This is a genomic window from Streptomyces sp. P17, assembly GCF_032436805.1.
Lineage (GTDB): Bacteria > Actinomycetota > Actinomycetes > Streptomycetales > Streptomycetaceae > Streptomyces.
Window position 1 is genome coordinate 101474 of the sequence record NZ_JAVRBF010000001.1, and the last position, 18140, is coordinate 119613.

At 70.4% G+C, this 18140-nt stretch carries 18 protein-coding genes; 13 read left to right on the plus strand and 5 right to left on the minus strand.

Features of this window, described 5'->3' with window-relative positions; translation table 11 throughout:
- Positions 1-140: 140 nt before the first annotated feature.
- Positions 141-3680, plus strand: coding sequence for a DNA polymerase III subunit alpha (gene dnaE, locus RMT89_RS00480; protein WP_315881862.1), 3540 nt, complete (start codon positions 141-143; stop codon positions 3678-3680).
- 86 nt (positions 3681-3766) lie between these two features.
- Here dnaE and RMT89_RS00485 read toward each other — a convergent pair whose 3' ends face one another.
- A complete protein-coding gene (locus RMT89_RS00485; protein ID WP_315881863.1) occupies positions 3767-3931 on the minus strand; it encodes a hypothetical protein in 165 nt (54 codons plus the stop codon).
- Between the two features lie 222 nt (positions 3932-4153).
- Here RMT89_RS00485 and RMT89_RS00490 point away from each other — a divergent pair, with 222 nt between their 5' ends.
- The 4 genes from RMT89_RS00490 (at position 4154) to RMT89_RS00505 (ending at position 8104) form a co-directional block, all read left to right on the plus strand.
- A complete protein-coding gene (locus tag RMT89_RS00490; protein WP_315881864.1) occupies positions 4154-5371 on the plus strand; it encodes an NYN domain-containing protein in 1218 nt (405 codons plus the stop codon).
- Positions 5372-5477: 106 nt separating this feature from the next.
- Positions 5478-6452 (plus strand): ABC transporter ATP-binding protein, encoded by a 975-nt coding sequence (locus tag RMT89_RS00495; RefSeq protein ID WP_315881865.1) that lies wholly within the window; start codon positions 5478-5480, stop codon positions 6450-6452.
- A gap of 100 nt (positions 6453-6552) precedes the next feature.
- Positions 6553-7377 (plus strand): ABC transporter permease, encoded by an 825-nt coding sequence (locus RMT89_RS00500; protein WP_315881866.1) that lies wholly within the window; start codon positions 6553-6555, stop codon positions 7375-7377.
- Positions 7378-7411: 34 nt separating this feature from the next.
- Positions 7412-8104 carry a hypothetical protein gene (locus tag RMT89_RS00505; RefSeq protein ID WP_315881867.1) on the plus strand — a complete coding sequence of 231 codons (693 nt, stop codon included), beginning with the start codon at positions 7412-7414 and terminating at the stop codon, positions 8102-8104.
- A 115-nt stretch (positions 8105-8219) separates the two neighbouring features.
- On the opposite strand, the gene ybaK is transcribed toward RMT89_RS00505, so the two are convergent.
- The 4 genes from ybaK to RMT89_RS00525 all read right to left on the minus strand — a co-directional run bounded on the left by ybaK (position 8220) and on the right by RMT89_RS00525 (position 12211).
- Complete coding sequence (gene ybaK, locus RMT89_RS00510) at positions 8220-8741, minus strand: Cys-tRNA(Pro) deacylase (RefSeq protein WP_315881868.1); 522 nt, start codon at positions 8739-8741, stop codon at positions 8220-8222.
- Positions 8742-8749: 8 nt separating this feature from the next.
- Positions 8750-9490 carry an LON peptidase substrate-binding domain-containing protein gene (locus RMT89_RS00515; RefSeq protein WP_315881869.1) on the minus strand — a complete coding sequence of 247 codons (741 nt, stop codon included), beginning with the start codon at positions 9488-9490 and terminating at the stop codon, positions 8750-8752.
- Positions 9491-9501: 11 nt separating this feature from the next.
- Complete coding sequence (locus RMT89_RS00520; RefSeq protein ID WP_315881870.1) at positions 9502-10515, minus strand: hypothetical protein; 1014 nt, start codon at positions 10513-10515, stop codon at positions 9502-9504.
- Positions 10516-10633: 118 nt separating this feature from the next.
- Positions 10634-12211, minus strand: a complete 1578-nt coding sequence (locus RMT89_RS00525) for an oxidoreductase (protein WP_315881871.1) — start codon at positions 12209-12211, stop codon at positions 10634-10636.
- 171 nt (positions 12212-12382) lie between these two features.
- Here RMT89_RS00525 and hisD point away from each other — a divergent pair, with 171 nt between their 5' ends.
- Genes hisD through hisF form a run of 8 tightly spaced genes read left to right on the plus strand, consistent with a single transcriptional unit; the run spans position 12383 to position 18085 of the window.
- Positions 12383-13708 (plus strand): histidinol dehydrogenase, encoded by a 1326-nt coding sequence (hisD, locus tag RMT89_RS00530; RefSeq protein ID WP_315881872.1) that lies wholly within the window; start codon positions 12383-12385, stop codon positions 13706-13708.
- Entirely contained in the window at positions 13705-14811 is a 1107-nt protein-coding gene (locus RMT89_RS00535) for a histidinol-phosphate transaminase (RefSeq protein ID WP_315881873.1), read from the plus strand. The genes hisD and RMT89_RS00535 overlap by 4 nt, the downstream gene beginning before the upstream one ends.
- Entirely contained in the window at positions 14808-15401 is a 594-nt protein-coding gene (gene hisB / locus RMT89_RS00540) for an imidazoleglycerol-phosphate dehydratase HisB (RefSeq protein WP_015661105.1), read from the plus strand. The genes RMT89_RS00535 and hisB overlap by 4 nt, the downstream gene beginning before the upstream one ends.
- 3 nt (positions 15402-15404) lie before the next feature.
- The gene (locus RMT89_RS00545) at positions 15405-15569 is read left to right on the plus strand and encodes a hypothetical protein (protein WP_315881874.1); all 165 of its coding nucleotides are present in this window, start codon (positions 15405-15407) and stop codon (positions 15567-15569) included.
- On the plus strand, positions 15566-16207 hold the full coding sequence (hisH, locus tag RMT89_RS00550; protein ID WP_315881875.1) for an imidazole glycerol phosphate synthase subunit HisH: 642 nt from the start codon (positions 15566-15568) through the stop codon (positions 16205-16207). The genes RMT89_RS00545 and hisH overlap by 4 nt, the downstream gene beginning before the upstream one ends.
- On the plus strand, positions 16207-16935 hold the full coding sequence (gene priA / locus RMT89_RS00555; RefSeq protein WP_315881876.1) for a bifunctional 1-(5-phosphoribosyl)-5-((5-phosphoribosylamino)methylideneamino)imidazole-4-carboxamide isomerase/phosphoribosylanthranilate isomerase PriA: 729 nt from the start codon (positions 16207-16209) through the stop codon (positions 16933-16935). Before hisH ends, priA begins: the two co-directional genes overlap by 1 nt.
- The gene (locus tag RMT89_RS00560; protein ID WP_315881877.1) at positions 16932-17333 is read left to right on the plus strand and encodes a RidA family protein; all 402 of its coding nucleotides are present in this window, start codon (positions 16932-16934) and stop codon (positions 17331-17333) included. The genes priA and RMT89_RS00560 overlap by 4 nt, the downstream gene beginning before the upstream one ends.
- The gene (hisF, locus tag RMT89_RS00565; RefSeq protein ID WP_315881878.1) at positions 17330-18085 is read left to right on the plus strand and encodes an imidazole glycerol phosphate synthase subunit HisF; all 756 of its coding nucleotides are present in this window, start codon (positions 17330-17332) and stop codon (positions 18083-18085) included. Before RMT89_RS00560 ends, hisF begins: the two co-directional genes overlap by 4 nt.
- The last annotated feature ends 55 nt before the right edge of the window (positions 18086-18140 follow it).

Here is an 18140-nt window from a genome sequence, read left to right on the forward strand (position 1 = left end):
CACCCGGCCACCATCCCCTCATCGAGGCGCCGCGCGCCACAGTGTTCGTCTCAAATGTCAGTGCCGCGGCATAGACTTCGACGCTGACCCCAGCACTGTCCGCCAGCCCGTCGCCGAGTGTTTCCCCTGGAGGCCGCACCGTGTCAAAGCCGCCGTTCACGCACCTGCACGTCCACACCCAGTACTCGCTGCTGGACGGTGCCGCGCGGCTGAAGGACATGTTCAACGCGTGCAACGAGATGGGCATGACCCACATCGCGATGTCCGACCACGGCAACCTCCACGGCGCGTACGACTTCTTCCACTCCGCGAAGAAGGCCGGGGTCACCCCGATCATCGGGATCGAGGCGTATGTCGCCCCCGAGTCCCGGCGCAACAAGCGCAAGATCCAGTGGGGCCAGCCGCACCAGAAGCGGGACGACGTCTCCGGTTCGGGTGGTTACACCCACAAGACGATCTGGGCGGCCGACGCGACGGGTCTGCACAACCTCTTCCGGCTCTCCTCGGACGCGTACGCCGAGGGCTGGCTGCAGAAGTGGCCCCGGATGGACAAGGAGACCATCGCCCAGTGGTCCGAGGGGCTCATCGCCTCCACCGGCTGCCCCTCCGGCGAGCTCCAGACCCGGCTGCGCCTCGGCCAGTACGACGAGGCGCTGAAGGCCGCGGCCGACTACCAGGACATCTTCGGCAAGGACCGCTATTTCCTGGAGCTGATGGACCACGGCATCGAGATCGAGCGCCGGGTCCGCGACGGACTGCTGGAGATCGGCAAGAAGCTCGGCATCCCGCCCCTGGTCACGAACGACTCGCACTACACGTACGCGCACGAGGCGGGGGCGCACGACGCCCTGCTGTGCATCCAGACCGGCAAGAACCTCTCCGACCCCGACCGCTTCAGGTTCGACGGCACCGGCTACTACCTGAAGTCCACGGACGAGATGTACGCCATCGACTCCTCGGACGCCTGGCAGGAGGGCTGCCGCAACACGCTCCTGGTGGCCGAGCAGGTCGACACCACGGGCATGTTCGAGAAGCGCGACCTCATGCCCAAGTTCGACATCCCGGAGGGCTACACCGAGGTCACCTGGTTCAAGGAGGAGGTCCGCCGCGGCATGGAGCGCCGCTTCCCGGGCGGCATCCCCGAGGACCGGCAGAAGCAGGTCGAGTACGAGATGGACGTCATCATCCAGATGGGGTTCCCGGGCTACTTCCTCGTCGTCGCCGACTTCATCATGTGGGCCAAGAACAACGGCATCGCCGTCGGCCCCGGCCGAGGCTCCGCGGCTGGCTCGATCGTCGCCTACGCCCTCGGCATCACCGACCTCGACCCGATCCCGCACGGCCTGATCTTCGAGCGGTTCCTCAACCCCGAGCGCGTCTCCATGCCCGACGTCGACATCGACTTCGACGAGCGCAGGCGCGTCGAGGTGATCAGGTACGTGACGGAGAAATACGGCGCCGACAAGGTCGCCATGATCGGCACCTACGGCACCATCAAGGCGAAGAACGCCATCAAGGACTCCGCGCGCGTGCTGGGCTACCCGTACGCGATGGGCGACCGCCTCACCAAGGCCATGCCCGCCGACGTCCTCGGCAAGGGCATCCCGCTCTCCGGCATCACCGACCCGCAGCACCCCCGCTACTCGGAGGCCGGCGAGATCCGGTCGATGTACGAGAACGAACCGGACGTGAAGAAGGTCATCGACACCGCCAAGGGCGTCGAGGGCCTGGTCCGGCAGATGGGTGTGCACGCGGCCGGCGTGATCATGTCCAGCGAGACCATCACCGACCATGTCCCGGTCTGGGTCAGGCACACCGACGGCGTGACCATCACGCAGTGGGACTACCCGAGCTGTGAGTCGCTCGGCCTGCTGAAGATGGACTTCCTCGGCCTGCGCAACCTCACGATCATGGACGACGCCGTCAAGATGGTGAAGGTCAACAAGGGGATCGACATCGATCTCCTCAGCCTCCCGCTCGACGACCCCACGACCTTCGAACTGCTCCAGCGCGGCGACACCCTCGGCGTCTTCCAGTTCGACGGCGGCCCCATGCGCTCGCTGCTGCGTCTGATGAAGCCGGACAACTTCGAAGACATCTCCGCCGTGTCGGCCCTGTACCGCCCGGGCCCGATGGGCATGAACTCGCACACGAACTACGCGCTGCGCAAGAACAAGCAGCAGGAGATCACTCCGATCCACAAGGAGCTGGAGGAGCCCCTCGAAGAGGTCCTGGCCGTCACCTACGGCCTGATCGTCTACCAGGAGCAGGTGCAGAAGGCCGCCCAGATCATCGCCGGGTACTCGCTCGGCGAGGCCGACATCCTGCGCCGCGTCATGGGCAAGAAGAAGCCCGACGAGCTGGCCAAGAACTTCACCATCTTCCAGGCCGGCGCCCGCAAGAACGGCTACAGCGACGAGGCGATCCAGGCCCTGTGGGACGTGCTGGTCCCCTTCGCCGGCTACGCCTTCAACAAGGCCCACTCGGCCGCGTACGGACTGGTCTCGTACTGGACCGCCTACCTCAAGGCGAACCACCCGGCCGAGTACATGGCCGCGCTGCTGACCTCCGTCAAGGACGACAAGGACAAGTCGGCGATCTACCTCAACGAGTGCCGTCGTATGGGCATCAAGGTGCTCCCGCCGAACGTCAACGAGTCGGTGCACAACTTCGCCGCCCAGGGCGACGACGTGATCCTCTTCGGCCTGGAGGCCGTGCGGAACGTCGGTACGAACGTCGTCGAGTCGATCATCAAGAGCCGCAAGGCCAAGGGCAAGTACGCCTCCTTCCCCGACTATCTCGACAAGGTCGAGGCGGTCGCCTGCAACAAGCGCACCACCGAGTCGCTGATCAAGGCGGGTGCCTTCGACACCCTGGGGCACACCCGCAAGGGCCTCACCGCGCAGTACGAGCCGATGATCGACAACGTGGTCGCGGTCAAGCGCAAGGAGGCCGAGGGCCAGTTCGACCTCTTCGGTGGCATGGGCGAGGAGGAGAGCAGCGAGCCCGGCTTCGGCCTGGACGTCGAGTTCTCCACCGACGAGTGGGACAAGACCTATCTGCTCGCCCAGGAGCGGGAGATGCTCGGTCTGTACGTCTCCGACCACCCGCTCTTCGGCCTGGAGCATGTGCTGTCCGACAAGGCCGACGCGGGCATCGCCCAGCTCACCGGAGGTGAGCACGCGGACGGCGCGGTCGTCACCATCGGCGGCATCATCTCGGGCCTCCAGCGCAAGATGACCAAGCAGGGCAACGCCTGGGCCATCGCCACGGTCGAGGACCTGGCCGGTTCCATCGAGTGCATGTTCTTCCCGGCGACGTACCAGTTGGTGTCCACCCAGCTCGTCGAGGACGCGGTGGTCTTCGTCAAGGGCCGCCTCGACAAGCGCGAGGACGTGCCGCGCCTGGTCGCGATGGAGCTCCAGGTCCCCGACCTGTCGAACGCCGGCACCAACGCACCCGTGATCCTCACCATCCCGGCCACCCGGGTCACCCCGCCGATGGTCAGCCGCCTCGGCGAGATCCTCAGCCACCACCGGGGCGAGAGCGAGGTCCGCATCAAGCTCCAGGGCCCGACCAAGACGACCGTGCTGCGCCTGGACCGGCACCGGGTCAAGCCCGACCCGGCGCTCTTCGGCGATCTGAAGGTGCTGCTCGGACCGTCCTGCCTGGCCGGCTGAGCCGTGGACAGGGGAGAGGGGCGCATCCGCGTGTCGGGTGCGCCCCTCGTCCTGTGCCTGGGCTTCAACGGCCCATTATGAAGATGTCAGTTGTGACCGAACTTCTTCTGCTTGCCCTTGCGCGCGATGTCGCTCGGCGTCACGTGGGACATCCGCTGCTCGGCCTGCGCCTCCATCGAGGACTGCTGGGCCTGCTGCTGGCCGCGCTCGGACTGCGGCTGCTTTCGGTCACGGTTCTTGTTCTTGGCCATGGTGATGCCTCCTGTGGGGGATCTAGGGGCCAGGGCCGCGACCAGATTCACATAGGCTTACAAAGAACGCATTTCGGGCAATTACCGTCCGTGACGGCGCTCGTTCGAGCCGGTCACCCCGAAACGCCACGCCGAAGATCGAGTTCCGGCCGTTAACCTTCGCGCGGTCGGGCAGACTCGAAGGAAGCCCGAAGCAAACCTCCCGGAAAGAGGGTGGATCGCGTGGACCGCTGCATCGTCCTGGTGGACGCCGGGTATCTGCTGGGGGCCGCCGCCTCTCTCCTCGCCGGAGAACCTTCCCGCTCCCGGATCACCGTCGATCACACCGCCCTCATCCAGGGCCTGCGAGAACGCGCCGAATCGGACACCGAGCGCCCGCTGCTGCGCATCTACTGGTTCGACGGCGCGCCCGACCGCGTCCCGCAGCCCGAACACCGCAGGCTGCGCGTGATGCCGCGGGTGACCGTACGGCTCGGCGCACTGACCCGCAGCGACGGACGCTGGGCCCAGAAGGGCGTGGACGCCGCGATGCACGCCGAGCTCACCGAGCTGGCCCGCAACCGCGCCTGCTCCGACGTCGTGCTCGTCACCGGCGACGGCGATCTGCTGCCGGGCATGATGGCCGCCAAGGAACACGGCGTGGCCGTCCATCTGTGGGCCGTCCAGGCCGCCGACGGCGACTACAACCAGTCCGAGGACCTGGTCGCCGAGGCCGACGAGCGGCGCGTGCTCGACCGTACGTGGATCACCAAGGCCGTACGCGCCAAGGAGCTCGGCGGGATCTGCGCGCCGCCGCCCGTGCCCCGGCCCGAGATCGCCGCGATCCTCTCCGCGCCGCTGCCCGACTCCGCGCTCGCCGGGACCGAGCGGCGCACCGACGAGCGGGAGCACCGCGCGCCGGCCGCCGCGACGGAGAACGGCACGCAGGAGCGGGTGCCGGCGCCGAAGGGTGTGCCCACGCCGAAGGATCTGGCCGCCCTGCGCGCGCCCGGCGTACAGCCCGCCGTGCCTCCCGCGAGCGCGACGCTCCGGTGGTCCTCCGACAAGGGCTGGGTGGACCGGCCCGGCACCGCGGCCGAGCCGCCCGAGGTCGCCTCCATGCCGACCCTGGCCCAGCTGACCACGGCGGAGCAGCGATGGGCCGACCGCGAGGAGGACATCACGACCGTCGGAGGGGATCCGTACGAGGTCGGACAGGTCTTCGCGCGGCGGTGGATGGGGCGGCTCGGGGACCAGGGCCATCTGCAGAAGCTGTCCGGGATGTATCCGCGGATTCCGCACCGGATCGACGGGGAGCTGCTGCGGTACGCGGCCCGGTTCGGGCTGCTCGCCCACAAGGACGACCAGATCGACGAGCACGACCGGTATGCGATCCGGGCCGGGTTCTGGCGGGAGATCGATGTGCGCACCGCCGCGGAGCACGCCCCGGCGGGGGAGTGAAACGGCACATACGCCGCCCCGAGGACGAGCAGAAGTTCCCGACCCCGTAGTCTCATCCCTTGTGAGTACGCGCGCGGCACAGGCACTTCGGCCCAGTGGTGATGTCGTGTGCGCCGTGCGCGGGCTGACCAAGACCTATCCGGCGGTACGGGGACGGCGCGGCACACCCGCCACTCCCGAGGTACGGGCCACCGATGACGTACGGCTGGACATCCGGCGCGGTGAGATCTTCGGGTTGCTCGGGCCGAACGGCGCCGGAAAGACCACGCTCGTACGCCAGCTCACCGGGCTGATGCGGCCCGATCGCGGCAGCGTGGAGATTCTCGGGCACGACATCGTGCGGCACCCGGAGCGGGCCGCGCGGATCCTCGCCTACCTCGGGCAGGAGTCGACCGCCCTCGACGAGCTCACCGTCTCCCTCGCCGCCGAGACCACCGGACGGCTGCGCGGCCTGGACGTCCACGTGGCGCGGGCCGAGCGGGACGCCGTACTGGCGGAACTGGGCCTGACCGAGCTTGCCGGGCGGCCGCTGAAGAAGCTGTCCGGGGGGCAGCGGCGGCTCGCCTGTTTCGCCGCCGCGCTGGTCGGCGCGCGCCCGCTGCTCGTGCTCGACGAGCCGACCACCGGGATGGATCCCGTGGCGCGGCGCGCGGTCTGGTCCGCCGTCGACCGGCGGCGCGCCGAGCAGGGGACGACCGTACTGCTCGTCACCCACAACGTCATCGAGGCCGAGACCGTCCTGGACCGGGTCGCCGTGCTCGACCGGGGGCGGGTGATCGCCTGTGACACCCCGGCCGGGCTCAAGGAGCAGGTCGCCGGGGAGGTCCGGGTCGACCTGGTGTGGCGTGACGCGGCGCCGCTGCACGTTCCCGAGGTGGCCGCACTGCAGGACCGGGTCGTGGAGTCGGGCCGCCGCTGGACGCTGCGGCTCGCCCCCGAGGAGGCGCGCGCGGTCGTCGCCACCGTCACCGGCGGGGCCGCCTTCTCCGCCCTCGACGACTTCACCCTCGCCACTCCCAGCCTGGAGGACGTCTATCTGGCGCTGGGCGGGGCCGCGCGGCAGGGGTTGGTGAAGGCTTGAGCGCCACTGGGTCGGGGTCGAGCAGGACGGCCTTGAATACTGCGGACGTCGCATCCGTACGGAACGGGACCACCGCCGGAGCGAAGAGGAGCAGCGCCACGTGAGTGTCGTACCCGCCGAGGTTCTGCCGGCCGGCGCACTGGCCGCGGACGAGTCGCCCGCCACGGACGCGGCCGAGCTCGGGCCGCGGGCCCGGCTGTGGCCGTCGCTGTGCGCCGTGTACCGGGCGCAGCTGTCCCGTGCGCGGGTCGCGCGGATTCCGCTGCTGTTCGTGGCGACCTTCCAGTCCATCGGGATCATGACCCTGATGCGCGGGGTCGTGGACGGCGGGGACGAGGCGCGGGCCGTGGTGGCCGGGTCGTCGGTGCTGGTCGTCGCCTTTGTCGCGCTGAACCTGCTCGCCCAGTACTTCGGGCAGTTGCGGGCCAGTGGGGGGCTCGATCATTACGCGACGCTGCCGGTGCCGCCCGCGGCGGTGGTGCTCGGGGCCGCGGGGGCGTACGCCTCCTTCACCGTGCCCGGGACGGTGGTCACCGCCGTGTTCGGGTGCGTGCTGTTCGGGTTGCCGCTGGCGCATCTGTGGGTGCTGGTCGCGGTGATTCCGCTGGCGGGGGCGGCGCTGGCGGGGCTCGGTGCCGCGCTGGGGCTGCTGGCGCCTCGGCCGGAACTGGCGACCGTCCTGGGACAGCTGGGGATGTCCGCCGCGCTGCTGCTGGGGGTTCTGCCTGCCGAGCGGATGCCTGAGGCGGTGCGATTCGCGCGGGATCTGCTGCCTTCGACGTACGGCGTGGAGGCCTTCGCCCGGACCTTCGGGGAGAGTCCCGACTGGGCCTTCGTGCTCGGTGATCTCGCCGTGTGCGGGGTGGTCGGGGTCGTGTCCCTCGCCGCTGCCACCTGGGCGTACCGTCGGGCGGCCGTCCGGTGACGCGCCGCACAGGCGGGCCTGGCACGATGTCAGGGTGACCGCACCGCTGACTCCACCACCGCCGCCCCGTGACCACTCTGCCAACAGTGCGTGGCAGCAGCCGCCTGTGCCTGACGGCGGGCACGGGCCTTATGCGTACGGGCTGCCCCCCTCGCACGAGGAGGACGGGCCCGGGATGAAGACCGAGGTGCGGGAGGCCGCCGTGATCACGGTGGTCGTGGCGGTGACCGGGGTGCTGCTCGGGGTGCTGTGGTGGTGGCTGGCGCCTCGGGTGCCGTTGGTGGGGGACGTGGTCGACGGGGGCTGGGTCGTCTATCTCAAGGACACCGAGGGGGAGCAGGCCGTGGGCGTGGACGGGACGTTCACGTTGCTGGCGCTGGCGTTCGGTGCGGTGAGCGCCCTGGGGGTGTTTCTGGTCCGGCGGCGTGGGGGTGTGCCGTTGGTGGTCGCGCTGGCCGTCGGGGGGTTGTTGGGGTCGCTGCTGGCCTGGCGGGCCGGGGTGTGGCTCGGGCCCGCGCAGGATGTCATCGCGCATGCCAGGGATGTGGGCAAGGGGGTGACGTTCTCGGCGCCGTTGGAGCTCGATGCGAAGGGGGCGTTGCTGGTGTGGTCCGTGGCGGCGCTTGTGGTGCATCTGGGGCTGACGGCGTTGTTCGGGCCTCGGGATCCGGATCCCTATGAGCAGCAGCAGCGGCCGAAGGATGGGTACGGGGCGCCGCAGGCGTAGTTCTCTCGCCCCCGCCGCCCCCATGCCCTCTACGCCGGGCGCCTGCCGTGGTTGGCTCGGCCCTTCTTCATGCGCCATTTGCGTTTCCGCGTCTTCTTCGACATGTCCCCTCTGCTTAACCGAGGAGAGGGCGTCCGTCGAGGGGCTGGACGCGCCCGATGGGGGCCAGATTCGCCTCCGTGAGGGTTGCCAGGTCCGTGGGAGAGAGTTCGATCTCCAGGCCCCTGCGGCCCGCCGAGACGCAGATCGTGGGGTGGGTGGCCGCTGAGGCGTCCAGGACCGTCGGCAGCTTCTTGCGCTGGCCCAAGGGGGAGATGCCGCCCCTGACGTAACCCGTGGTGCGTTCTGCCAGGGTCGGGTCGGCCATCGTGGCCTTCTTGCCGCCCACCGCCGCCGCCAGCGCCTTCAGGTCCAGCTGGCCCGCCACCGGGACCACCGCCACCGTCAGCTTGCCGTCCACCTCCGCCACCAGCGTCTTGAAGACCCGGTCGGGGGAGACACCCATCGCCTCCGCGGCCTCCTCGCCGTAGGAGGGATGGGACGGGTCGTGCTCGTAGGCGTGGGTCGTGAAAGTGACGCCCGCCGTGGTCAGGGCCACCGTCGCCGGCGTGCCTGCCGACTGTCGCTTCTTCGCCATCGCTCGCCTCAGTTCAGACTTGTCGGCGTGCGCGTCAGGTCCGCCGCCGGCAGTGACGGCAGGCTACGGATGATCGACGTCTCCGCGCGAAGGAGTTTCAGCTCGTCCCGCAGCCGGGAGGCGGTGTCGGGGGCCTGGAGCAGGCGTTGCTTGGTCGGGACGTCATGCATCATCGCCGCCGCCACGAGGTAGGACACGACCGACGGTTCGTCCGGGAGGTCCGCCCCCGTCGCCAGGGAGCGTTCCCGGGCTCCGGCCAGGCGCTTCTGGTACTGGCGGAACGCGCGCAGCACTCCTTCGGCCAGTGCCCCCGCCTCGTCGCCCTGGTCCTCCGGCAGCTCCTCAAGATCCGCCGTCAGGAACGGGCCCGTCGCGTCCACCGACAGCAGCCGTACCCGCGTGGTACCCGTCGCCAGTACCTCGAACGTGCCGTCCGCCCGCTCCCGGATCGTCGCCGCGTCCGCCAGGCAGCCCGTCGAGTGGAAGGACTTGATGGGCTCGGGGCCGAAGCCCGCCGCGGGCCCGCGCTGGGGCAGCGCCGTGGGGTCGGGCATGCCGGGCGCGCTCGGTGCCACCTCGTGCCCGTCGCGGATCGCCACGACGGCGAACCGGCGCGGTTCCTCGTCGGGGGTCTTCAACAGATCGCGCATCATGGCGCGGTAGCGCTCCTCGAAAATGTTCAGAGGGAGCACCAACCCCGGGAACAGCACCGAGTTCAGGGGGAAGAGCGGGAGCCGGACGGTGGTCACGACGCAAGAGCCTAATGGTCGCCGGCGCGGGTGCGTCCGCGGTGCCCGGTCATCGGACGGCCGGAAGGGGCCCGCAGCTCGTCCCGTACCCGCAGACAGTCGCCCAGCGGGTCATCGGAAAAGCGGTCCCAGGGGAAGGACGTGGCGTACGGGCCGGTCAGCCGCACCTGCTCCAGCGCGTCCGCCGCGCGGTCCAGCCGTACCAGGACGTACGTCAGCAGATTGCGTATCTCCGCCGGCCACGGATCCGCCGCCGGGAGCCCCGCCGACAGCGCCATCGCCCGGTCCGCCGCCTCGTCCAGCTGCACCCGCGGCACCTCGGGGCCGCAGCCGTCGGTGAGATACGCGAAGGCCGCCCGCACCGGCAGCGCCTGTACGAGGGAGCCGGGCGGGGCGTCCTGCGCGGCGCGGTCGGCGAAGTCCAGGCACTCGCGGTGCGAGCCGTGCCAGGAGGACGCCAGATAGCGCAGGGCCGCCACATGGCAGCCGTAGTGGTGCGGGGCCCGGCGCATCGCCGCCTCCCACAGCTCCTCGACGTACCGCGGTCCGGTCCGCGCGCCGCGCGCGTGGTCCAGGGCGATCCGCCAGGGCACCGGGTCGCGGTCGTCGCCGTGTGCCGCGGCCGTGACCAGCGGGCTCACCTCGCGCAGCAGCTCGGCCCGGGCCGGTGACTGCCAGGCGCGGTCCACTCTCAGCTGCGCGTCGACCACCAGGCGGTCGGGGTCGCGCGGGGCGGCGGCGCGCCAGGCCTCGAACCACTCGGGGCGGGCGTGGGCGAAGGCCGCGAGCCGGGCCGTGTACCGGTCGCGGTGCTCCCACTCGCCCGCGGCGCGGGTGGCGGCGAGCAGCGCTCCGGCCGGCCCGTGGTCGCCCTGCGCGGCCGCGACCAGCGCGGGGCCCAGCCGTGCGTCGGGCACGTCCAGCAGCACCTCGTCGTCGGCGCGGGCACCGGCGACGGGGGGCGCGGTCCTTGTCATCCGCGGCCCGCGGATGAACGGCAGCAGCAGAGCCATGGTGTCGACCATTGAAAAGCCGCAGGTCGAAACCGCGCCAGAGGCTCCGGGCAACTCATGGAAAGTTGTACGGCCGCCGGTCAAGGACCGGTAAAAAGGACCGCTCGGCGGGCCGCTGCTGAACGTGAGGTCAGTTCCTGCGCAGCAGCCGGGTCGCCCCCGCCGCCACCGTCGTCGCCAGGATCCAGCCCAGAAGGATCATCGCCGCCGCCAGCCACTGCCAGCCGCCCTTCATCTGCCAGAAGCCCACCTGGCCCAGGTCGATGACCGGAAGCAGCAGGTCCAGGGCGAACAGCGTCGGGTTCCACTCGGGATGCTCGCCACGCTTGATGGGCCGATGACCGGCCTGCGCGAAGGCCACCGAGCTCGCCGCCCACAGCACCGCCATCCACACCGCGGCCCGGCCCGGCCGGTACCCGTAGGCGACCGTCCAGTCCTGTGCGTACCCCCAGAACTTGGCGGCGATCGGCAGGCTCTCGCGGCGTCGGCGCTGCTTGGCGAGGAGCACCTCGCGGGCGTCCTCGTCCTCACCGCCGGCCCGCAGCACCGTGGCGAGCCGTTCGTACGGCTCCGGGTTGTACTCGGCGGTCGCCGCGGCCACCCAGTCCAGCCGCTCGGCCAGCGGGAAGGGTCCGCGCGGCACCAGGTTCTCGTAGGAGAAGCCGCCCATGTGCAGCCGCCCGGGGCCCGGCCAGGCGTCCGCGCGGTCCATCAGGTTGACGATCCGCGCCCCCGACAGCACGACCGTGCCGCGCGCCGGATGCTCCCCGAGGAAGCGCAGTTCCGGTGTCTGGATCCGGCGCAGCGACAGCTCCTGCTCGTCGGTGAAGGTGAACCGGGCCCGCTCCATGTCGACCGCGTCCCCGAACCGCCCGTCGTCGAGCCGCACCCCGCCCTCGCACTCGAACCGCTGGATCCGGGTCCCGCGGGCCGGGGTGGTGCCGCTCAGCAGCGGGTCCCCTACGCCCGCCGGAGTCAGGTACAGCGAGCGCTCCACGGTGAGCTGGGGGGCGTTCAGCGCCAGCCGGGTGTACGGGTTGACCAGCCGCGCGCCCCGCAGGCTCAGCGAGACGCCGATCTTCGCGCTGCGCAGGCTCATCTCACCGTGCGACTCCAGCAGTTCGGCCTGGAGATCCTGCCCCACGGTCATGCCGTCCCCGGCGATCGAACGGCCGCTGCGGTCGCGGTACACGATGGCCTGGTTGAGCAGCAGATCGGTGCCGACCTGGGCGTCGGTGAGCCGGATGCCGTTGTGGAAGCGGCAGCGCGGCAGATGCAGATCGCCCTCGGTGTGCACCCGGGCCGCCTCAAGCCGCGGCACCGAGCAGTCCACCAGACGCACGGTCGTGAACCGGGCCTCCGGCAGCAGCACGTCCCGCTCGAAACGGCAGCCGCGCATCTCGACGTACGGCGCCACCGTGCCGCCCGCCAGGTCCAGGGAACCGCTGATCCGCACGCCGGCGAGTTTCAGGGACGACACCCGGCCGGCCAGCGCGGGCGGTCCGTCCAGCAGCAGCCAGCACACGATGCGGGCCCGCACGGTCCGCTCGGGCCCCCACGGATGCCCGCCGTGAGGATCGTCGACGACCGTGTCGCCGCTGCTCAGGTCATACACGCTGCCGTTGCGGAAGGCCTGCCACATGCCGGCCTCGGCGGCGGTCAGATCGTCCGGCAGGTCTCCGTCGCGGATGCCGGCCCCCTCGGTCACGGTGTTCCCTTCCTCCCCGGCTGCTCATGGGTTTCGTACAACCGTTCATGCCCGCTGAGTGACGGACGGAACGCCAGCTGTGAAGGGGATCTTCCGGCTGGCGCATGCGGTCTGTATCAGCCATTGATACGCGCGGACGACGGCCGATCCCGGTCTGAGACAATTGACGGCGTGATCTCCCGAATCGATCTGCGCGGCGACGCCCTCCCCGAGGGCCCCGCCCTGCGCGACCTGCTGCCCCGAGCCGACTTCGACGTTCAGGCCGCCCTGGAGAAGGTGCGTCCGATCTGCGAGGCCGTGCATCATCGGGGCGACGCGGCGCTGATCGACTTCGCCGAGAAGTTCGACGGGGTCAGGCTCGACCAGGTCCGGGTGGCCCCGGCGGCGCTCACCCGCGCCCTGGAGGAACTCGACCCGGCCGTGCGCGCGGCCCTGGAGGAGTCCATCCGCCGCGCCCGGCTCGTCCACCGCGAGCAGCGCCGTACGACGCACACCACGCAGGTCGTGCCGGGTGGCACGGTCACCGAGAAGTGGGTGCCGGTCGACCGCGTCGGGCTCTACGCCCCCGGCGGCCGGTCGGTCTACCCCTCCTCCGTGATCATGAACGTGGTGCCCGCGCAGGAGGCCGGCGTCGAGTCGATCGCCCTCGCCTCCCCGGCGCAGGCCGAGTTCGACGGCCTCCCGCACCCGACGATCCTCGCCGCGTGCGCGCTGCTCGGCGTGGACGAGGTGTACGCGGCCGGTGGCGCCACGGCCGTCGCGATGTTCGCGTACGGCACCGAGTCCTGCCCGCCCGCCCCCATGGTCACGGGGCCCGGCAACATCTGGGTCGCCGCGGCCAAGCGCTACTTCACCGGCAAGATCGGCATCGACGCCGAGGCGGGCCCGACCGAGATCGCGATCCTGGCCGACTCCACCGCCGATCCGGTGCACGTGGCCTCGGACCTGATCAGCCAGGCCGAGCACGACCCGCTGGCCGCAGCCGTCCTCGTCACCGACTCCGTGGAGCTCGCGGACGCGGTCGAGAAGGAGCTGGAGCCGCAGGTCGCGGCCACCAAGCACATCGACGACCGGATCGTCCCGGCGCTCAAGGGCAAGCAGTCCGCGATCGTCCTCGTCGACGGCATCGAGGAGGGGCTTCGGGTCGTCGACGCGTACGGCGCCGAGCACCTGGAGATCCAGACGGCCGACGCGGCCGCCGTGGCCGACCGGGTCCGCAACGCCGGCGCGATCTTCATCGGCCCCTGGGCGCCGGTCTCGCTCGGCGACTACGCCGCCGGGTCCAACCACGTCCTGCCCACCGGCGGCTGCGCCTGTCACTCCTCGGGCCTGTCCGTCCAGTCCTTCCTGCGCGGTATCCACATCGTCGACTACACGAAGGACGCGCTGGCGGACGTGGCGCATCACGTGGTGACGCTGGCGGAGGCGGAGGATCTGCCGGCGCACGGCGCGGCGATCAAGGCAAGGTTCGGTTGGAAGGTTCCTGAAGGCAAGTGACCGGCATCGACGATCTCCCCGTACGGGACGAGCTGCGCGGCAAGTCCCCTTACGGCGCGCCCCAGTTGGACGTGCCCGTACGGCTGAACACCAACGAGAACCCCTACCCGCTGCCCGAGCCGCTGGTCGAGCGGATCGCCGAGCGGGTGCGTGAGGCGGCCCGCAACCTCAACCGCTACCCGGACCGGGACGCGGTGGAGCTGCGCACCCAGCTGGCCAAGTACCTGACGGACACATCCGGCCACGAGGTCGGCCTGGCCAACGTCTGGGCGGCCAACGGCTCCAACGAGGTCATCCAGCAGCTGCTGCAGACCTTCGGCGGACCCGGCCGTACGGCCATCGGCTTCGAGCCGTCGTACTCCATGCACGGGCTCATCTCGCGCGGCACCGGCACGGGCTGGATCTCCGGCCCGCGCAACGAGGACTTCACCATTGATGTGGAGGCGGCACGGCAGGCGATCGCCGAGCACCGGCCGGACGTCGTCTTCATCACCACCCCCAACAACCCCACGGGCAACGCGGTCCCGCCCGAGACGGTCCTCGCGCTGTACGAGGCCGCGCAGGCGGCGAAGCCGTCGATGGTGGTGGTCGACGAGGCGTACATCGAGTTCAGCCACGGCGACTCGCTGCTGCCGCTGCTCGAAGGGCGGCCGAATCTCGTCGTCTCGCGGACCATGTCGAAGGCCTTCGGCGCGGCCGGTCTGCGCCTCGGCTACCTCGCCGCGCACCCGGCGGTGGTGGACGCCGTCCAGCTCGTACGGCTGCCGTACCACCTGTCGGCCGTCACCCAGGCGACCGCCCTGGCCGCCCTGGAGCACACGGACACCCTGCTCGGCTATGTCGAGCAGCTCAAGGCCGAGCGGGACCGGCTGGTCTCCGAGCTGCGGTCCATGGGCTACGAGGTGGTGGAGTCCGACGCCAACTTCGTGCAGTTCGGACTGTTCGAGGACTCCCACACCGCCTGGCAGAAGATCCTCGACCGGGGTGTGCTGGTCCGCGACAACGGCATCCCCGGGTGGCTTCGGGTCTCCGCCGGAACCCCTGCCGAAAACGACGCGTTCCTCGACGCGGTACGTGAACTGAAGAAGGAGCAGAGCGCATGAACCGCGTAGGACGCGTGGAGCGAGTCACGAAGGAGACCTCGGTCCTCGTCGAGATCGATCTCGACGGGTCCGGCAAGGTCGATGTGTCGACCGGTGTCGGCTTCTACGACCACATGCTCGACCAGCTCGGCCGGCACGGTCTGTTCGACCTGACCGTGAAGACCGAGGGCGACCTGCACATCGATTCCCACCACACCATCGAGGACACCGCCCTCGCGCTGGGCGCCGCCTTCAAGCAGGCGCTCGGCGACAAGGTGGGGATTTATCGATTCGGCAACTGCACGGTCCCGCTGGACGAGTCCCTCGCCCAGGTCACCGTCGACCTCTCCGGCCGCCCCTACCTCGTGCACACCGAGCCCGAGAACATGGCGCCGATGATCGGCGAGTACGACACGACGATGACCCGGCACATCCTGGAGTCCTTCGTCGCCCAGGCCCAGATCGCCCTGCACGTGCACGTGCCCTACGGGCGCAACGCGCACCACATCGTGGAGTGCCAGTTCAAGGCGCTGGCCCGGGCCCTGCGCTACGCCTCCGAGCGCGACCCGCGCGCGGCCGGCATCCTCCCGTCGACGAAGGGCGCGCTGTAAGCCATGAACGGTCTGTCCACCATCCTGATCGTCGTCGGCCTCTTCTTCGCCGGCGGTATCTACTCCTTCGTCAAGCAGGGGATGCCGAAGAACCTCATCGTGCTGCTGTCCGCCGGCGCCGCGATGTGTCTCGTCGCCGGTGTCATGAGGCTGGAGGTGTGGAATTGAGCGCCCCCAAACGTGTGGTCGTCTTCGACTACGGCTTCGGCAACGTCCGGTCCGCCGAGCGTGCCCTCGCGCGCACCGGCGCCGAGGTCGAGATAACGCGTGACTTCGACAAGGCCATGAACGCCGACGGACTGCTGGTGCCGGGCGTCGGCGCCTTCGCCGCCTGCATGAAGGGCCTGAAGGAGGCCCGAGGCGACTGGATCATCGACCGCCGGCTGTCCGGCGGGCGCCCGGTGATGGGCATCTGCGTCGGTATGCAGATCCTCTTTGCGCGGGGCATCGAGCACGGCGTGGAGAGCGAGGGCCTCGACGAGTGGCCCGGCTCGGTCGAGCCGCTCCAGGCCGACATCGTGCCCCACATGGGCTGGAACACCGTGGAGGCCCCGGCCGACTCCGAGCTGTTCGCCGGCCTGGACACGGACGCCCGCTTCTACTTCGTGCACTCCTACGCCGTCCACGACTGGACCCTGGAGACGCACAACGCGGCGATGACCGCGCCCAAGGTCACCTGGTCGACGCACGGCAAGCCCTTCGTGGCCGCCGTGGAGAACGGTGCCCTGTGGGCCACGCAGTTCCACCCCGAGAAGTCCGGCGACGCCGGAGCGCAGCTGCTGAACAACTGGATCGGAACCCTCTGATGGCTTCGAAGCTCGAACTCCTCCCGGCCGTCGACGTCCGTGACGGCCAGGCGGTCCGCCTGGTGCACGGCGAGTCCGGCACGGAGACCTCGTACGGCTCCCCGCTGGAGGCCGCCCTCGCCTGGCAGCGCTCCGGCGCCGAGTGGCTGCACCTGGTCGACCTGGACGCGGCCTTCGGCACCGGCGACAACAGGGCGCTGATCGCCGAGGTCGCCAAGGCCATGGACATCAAGGTCGAGCTGTCCGGCGGCATCCGGGACGACGACACGCTGGCCGCGGCCCTGGCCACCGGCTGCACCCGGGTGAACCTGGGCACGGCCGCGCTGGAGACCCCGGAGTGGGTCGCCAAGGTCATCGCCGAGCACGGCGACAAGATCGCGGTGGGTCTGGACGTACGGGGCACCACGCTCCGCGGCCGCGGCTGGACCCGCGACGGCGGCGACCTCTACGAGACGCTGGAGCGCCTCAACCAGGAGGGCTGCGCCCGGTACGTCGTCACCGACATCGCCAAGGACGGCACCCTCCAGGGCCCCAACCTGCAGCTGCTGCGCAATGTCTGCGCCGCGACCGACCGCCCGGTCGTGGCCTCCGGCGGCGTGTCGTCGCTGGACGACCTGCGCGCGATCTCCGAGCTGGTACCCCTCGGTGTCGAGGGCGCCATCGTCGGGAAGGCCCTGTACGCGAAGGCGTTCACCTTGGAAGAGGCCTTGGAGGCTGTGTCGTCATGAGCGAAGCCGTACGGCGTGTGCAGAGCGGGAGTCCCTGGGAAGAGTCCTTCGGTTTTGCACGCGCCGTCGCGGCGGGGGACCGCGTGCTGGTGGCGGGCACGACGTCCTTCAAGGGCGATGTGCTGTACGGCGAGGGCGACCCGTACGAACAGGCCAAGGTGGCCTTCGTCGGCGCGATCGAGGCGATCGGCGAGTTCGGGCTCGGGGTCGGGTCCGTGATCCGTACACGGATGTACCTGACCCATGCGCGGGACGTGGACGCCGTGGGCCGGGCCCACAAGGAACTGTTCGACGGGGTGCGCCCGGTCTCGACGCTGCTGGTCGTGGAGGGCTTCGTGGACTCGCGCATCCTGGTCGAAGTGGAAATAGAAGCATTCAGAGGAGCCGAGCAGTCATGACCCTGGCGGTCCGAGTCATCCCCTGCCTGGACGTGGACAACGGCCGGGTCGTCAAGGGCGTCAACTTCCAGAACCTGCGCGACGCGGGCGACCCCGTCGAGATGGCGAAGGTGTACGACGCCGAGGGCGCCGACGAGCTGACGTTCCTGGACATCACCGCGTCCTCCGGCAACCGCGAGACGACCTACGACGTCGTGCGCCGCACGGCCGAGCAGGTCTTCATCCCGCTCACCGTCGGCGGCGGTGTGCGTACCGCCGAGGACGTCGACAAGCTGCTGCGCGCGGGCGCGGACAAGGTGGGCGTCAACACGGCCGCCATCGCCCGCCCCGAGTTGATCCGCGAGATCGCCGAGCGGTTCGGGCGCCAGGTGCTGGTCCTGTCGGTGGACGCGCGGCGCACCGCGTCCGGCGGCTTCGAGGTGACGACCCACGGCGGCCGCAAGGGCACCGGCATCGACGCGGTCGAGTGGGCGCACCGGGCCGCGGAGCTGGGCGCGGGGGAGATCCTGCTCAACTCGATGGACGCGGACGGCACGAAGGACGGCTACGACATCGAGATGATCGAGGCGGTACGGGGACACGTGTCCGTCCCGGTGATCGCCTCCGGCGGCGCCGGCAAGCTCGGTGACTTCGCCCCGGCGATCGAGGCGGGCGCGGACGCGGTGCTCGCGGCGTCGGTGTTCCACTTCGGCGACCTGCGGATCGGTGAGGTCAAGCAGGCGCTGAAGGAGGCGGGGCATCCCGTCCGGTGAGGCTGTGATGCGAGCCCCGGTCGCTTGTTGGTGGCCGGGGCTTCCTTGTGGGCAG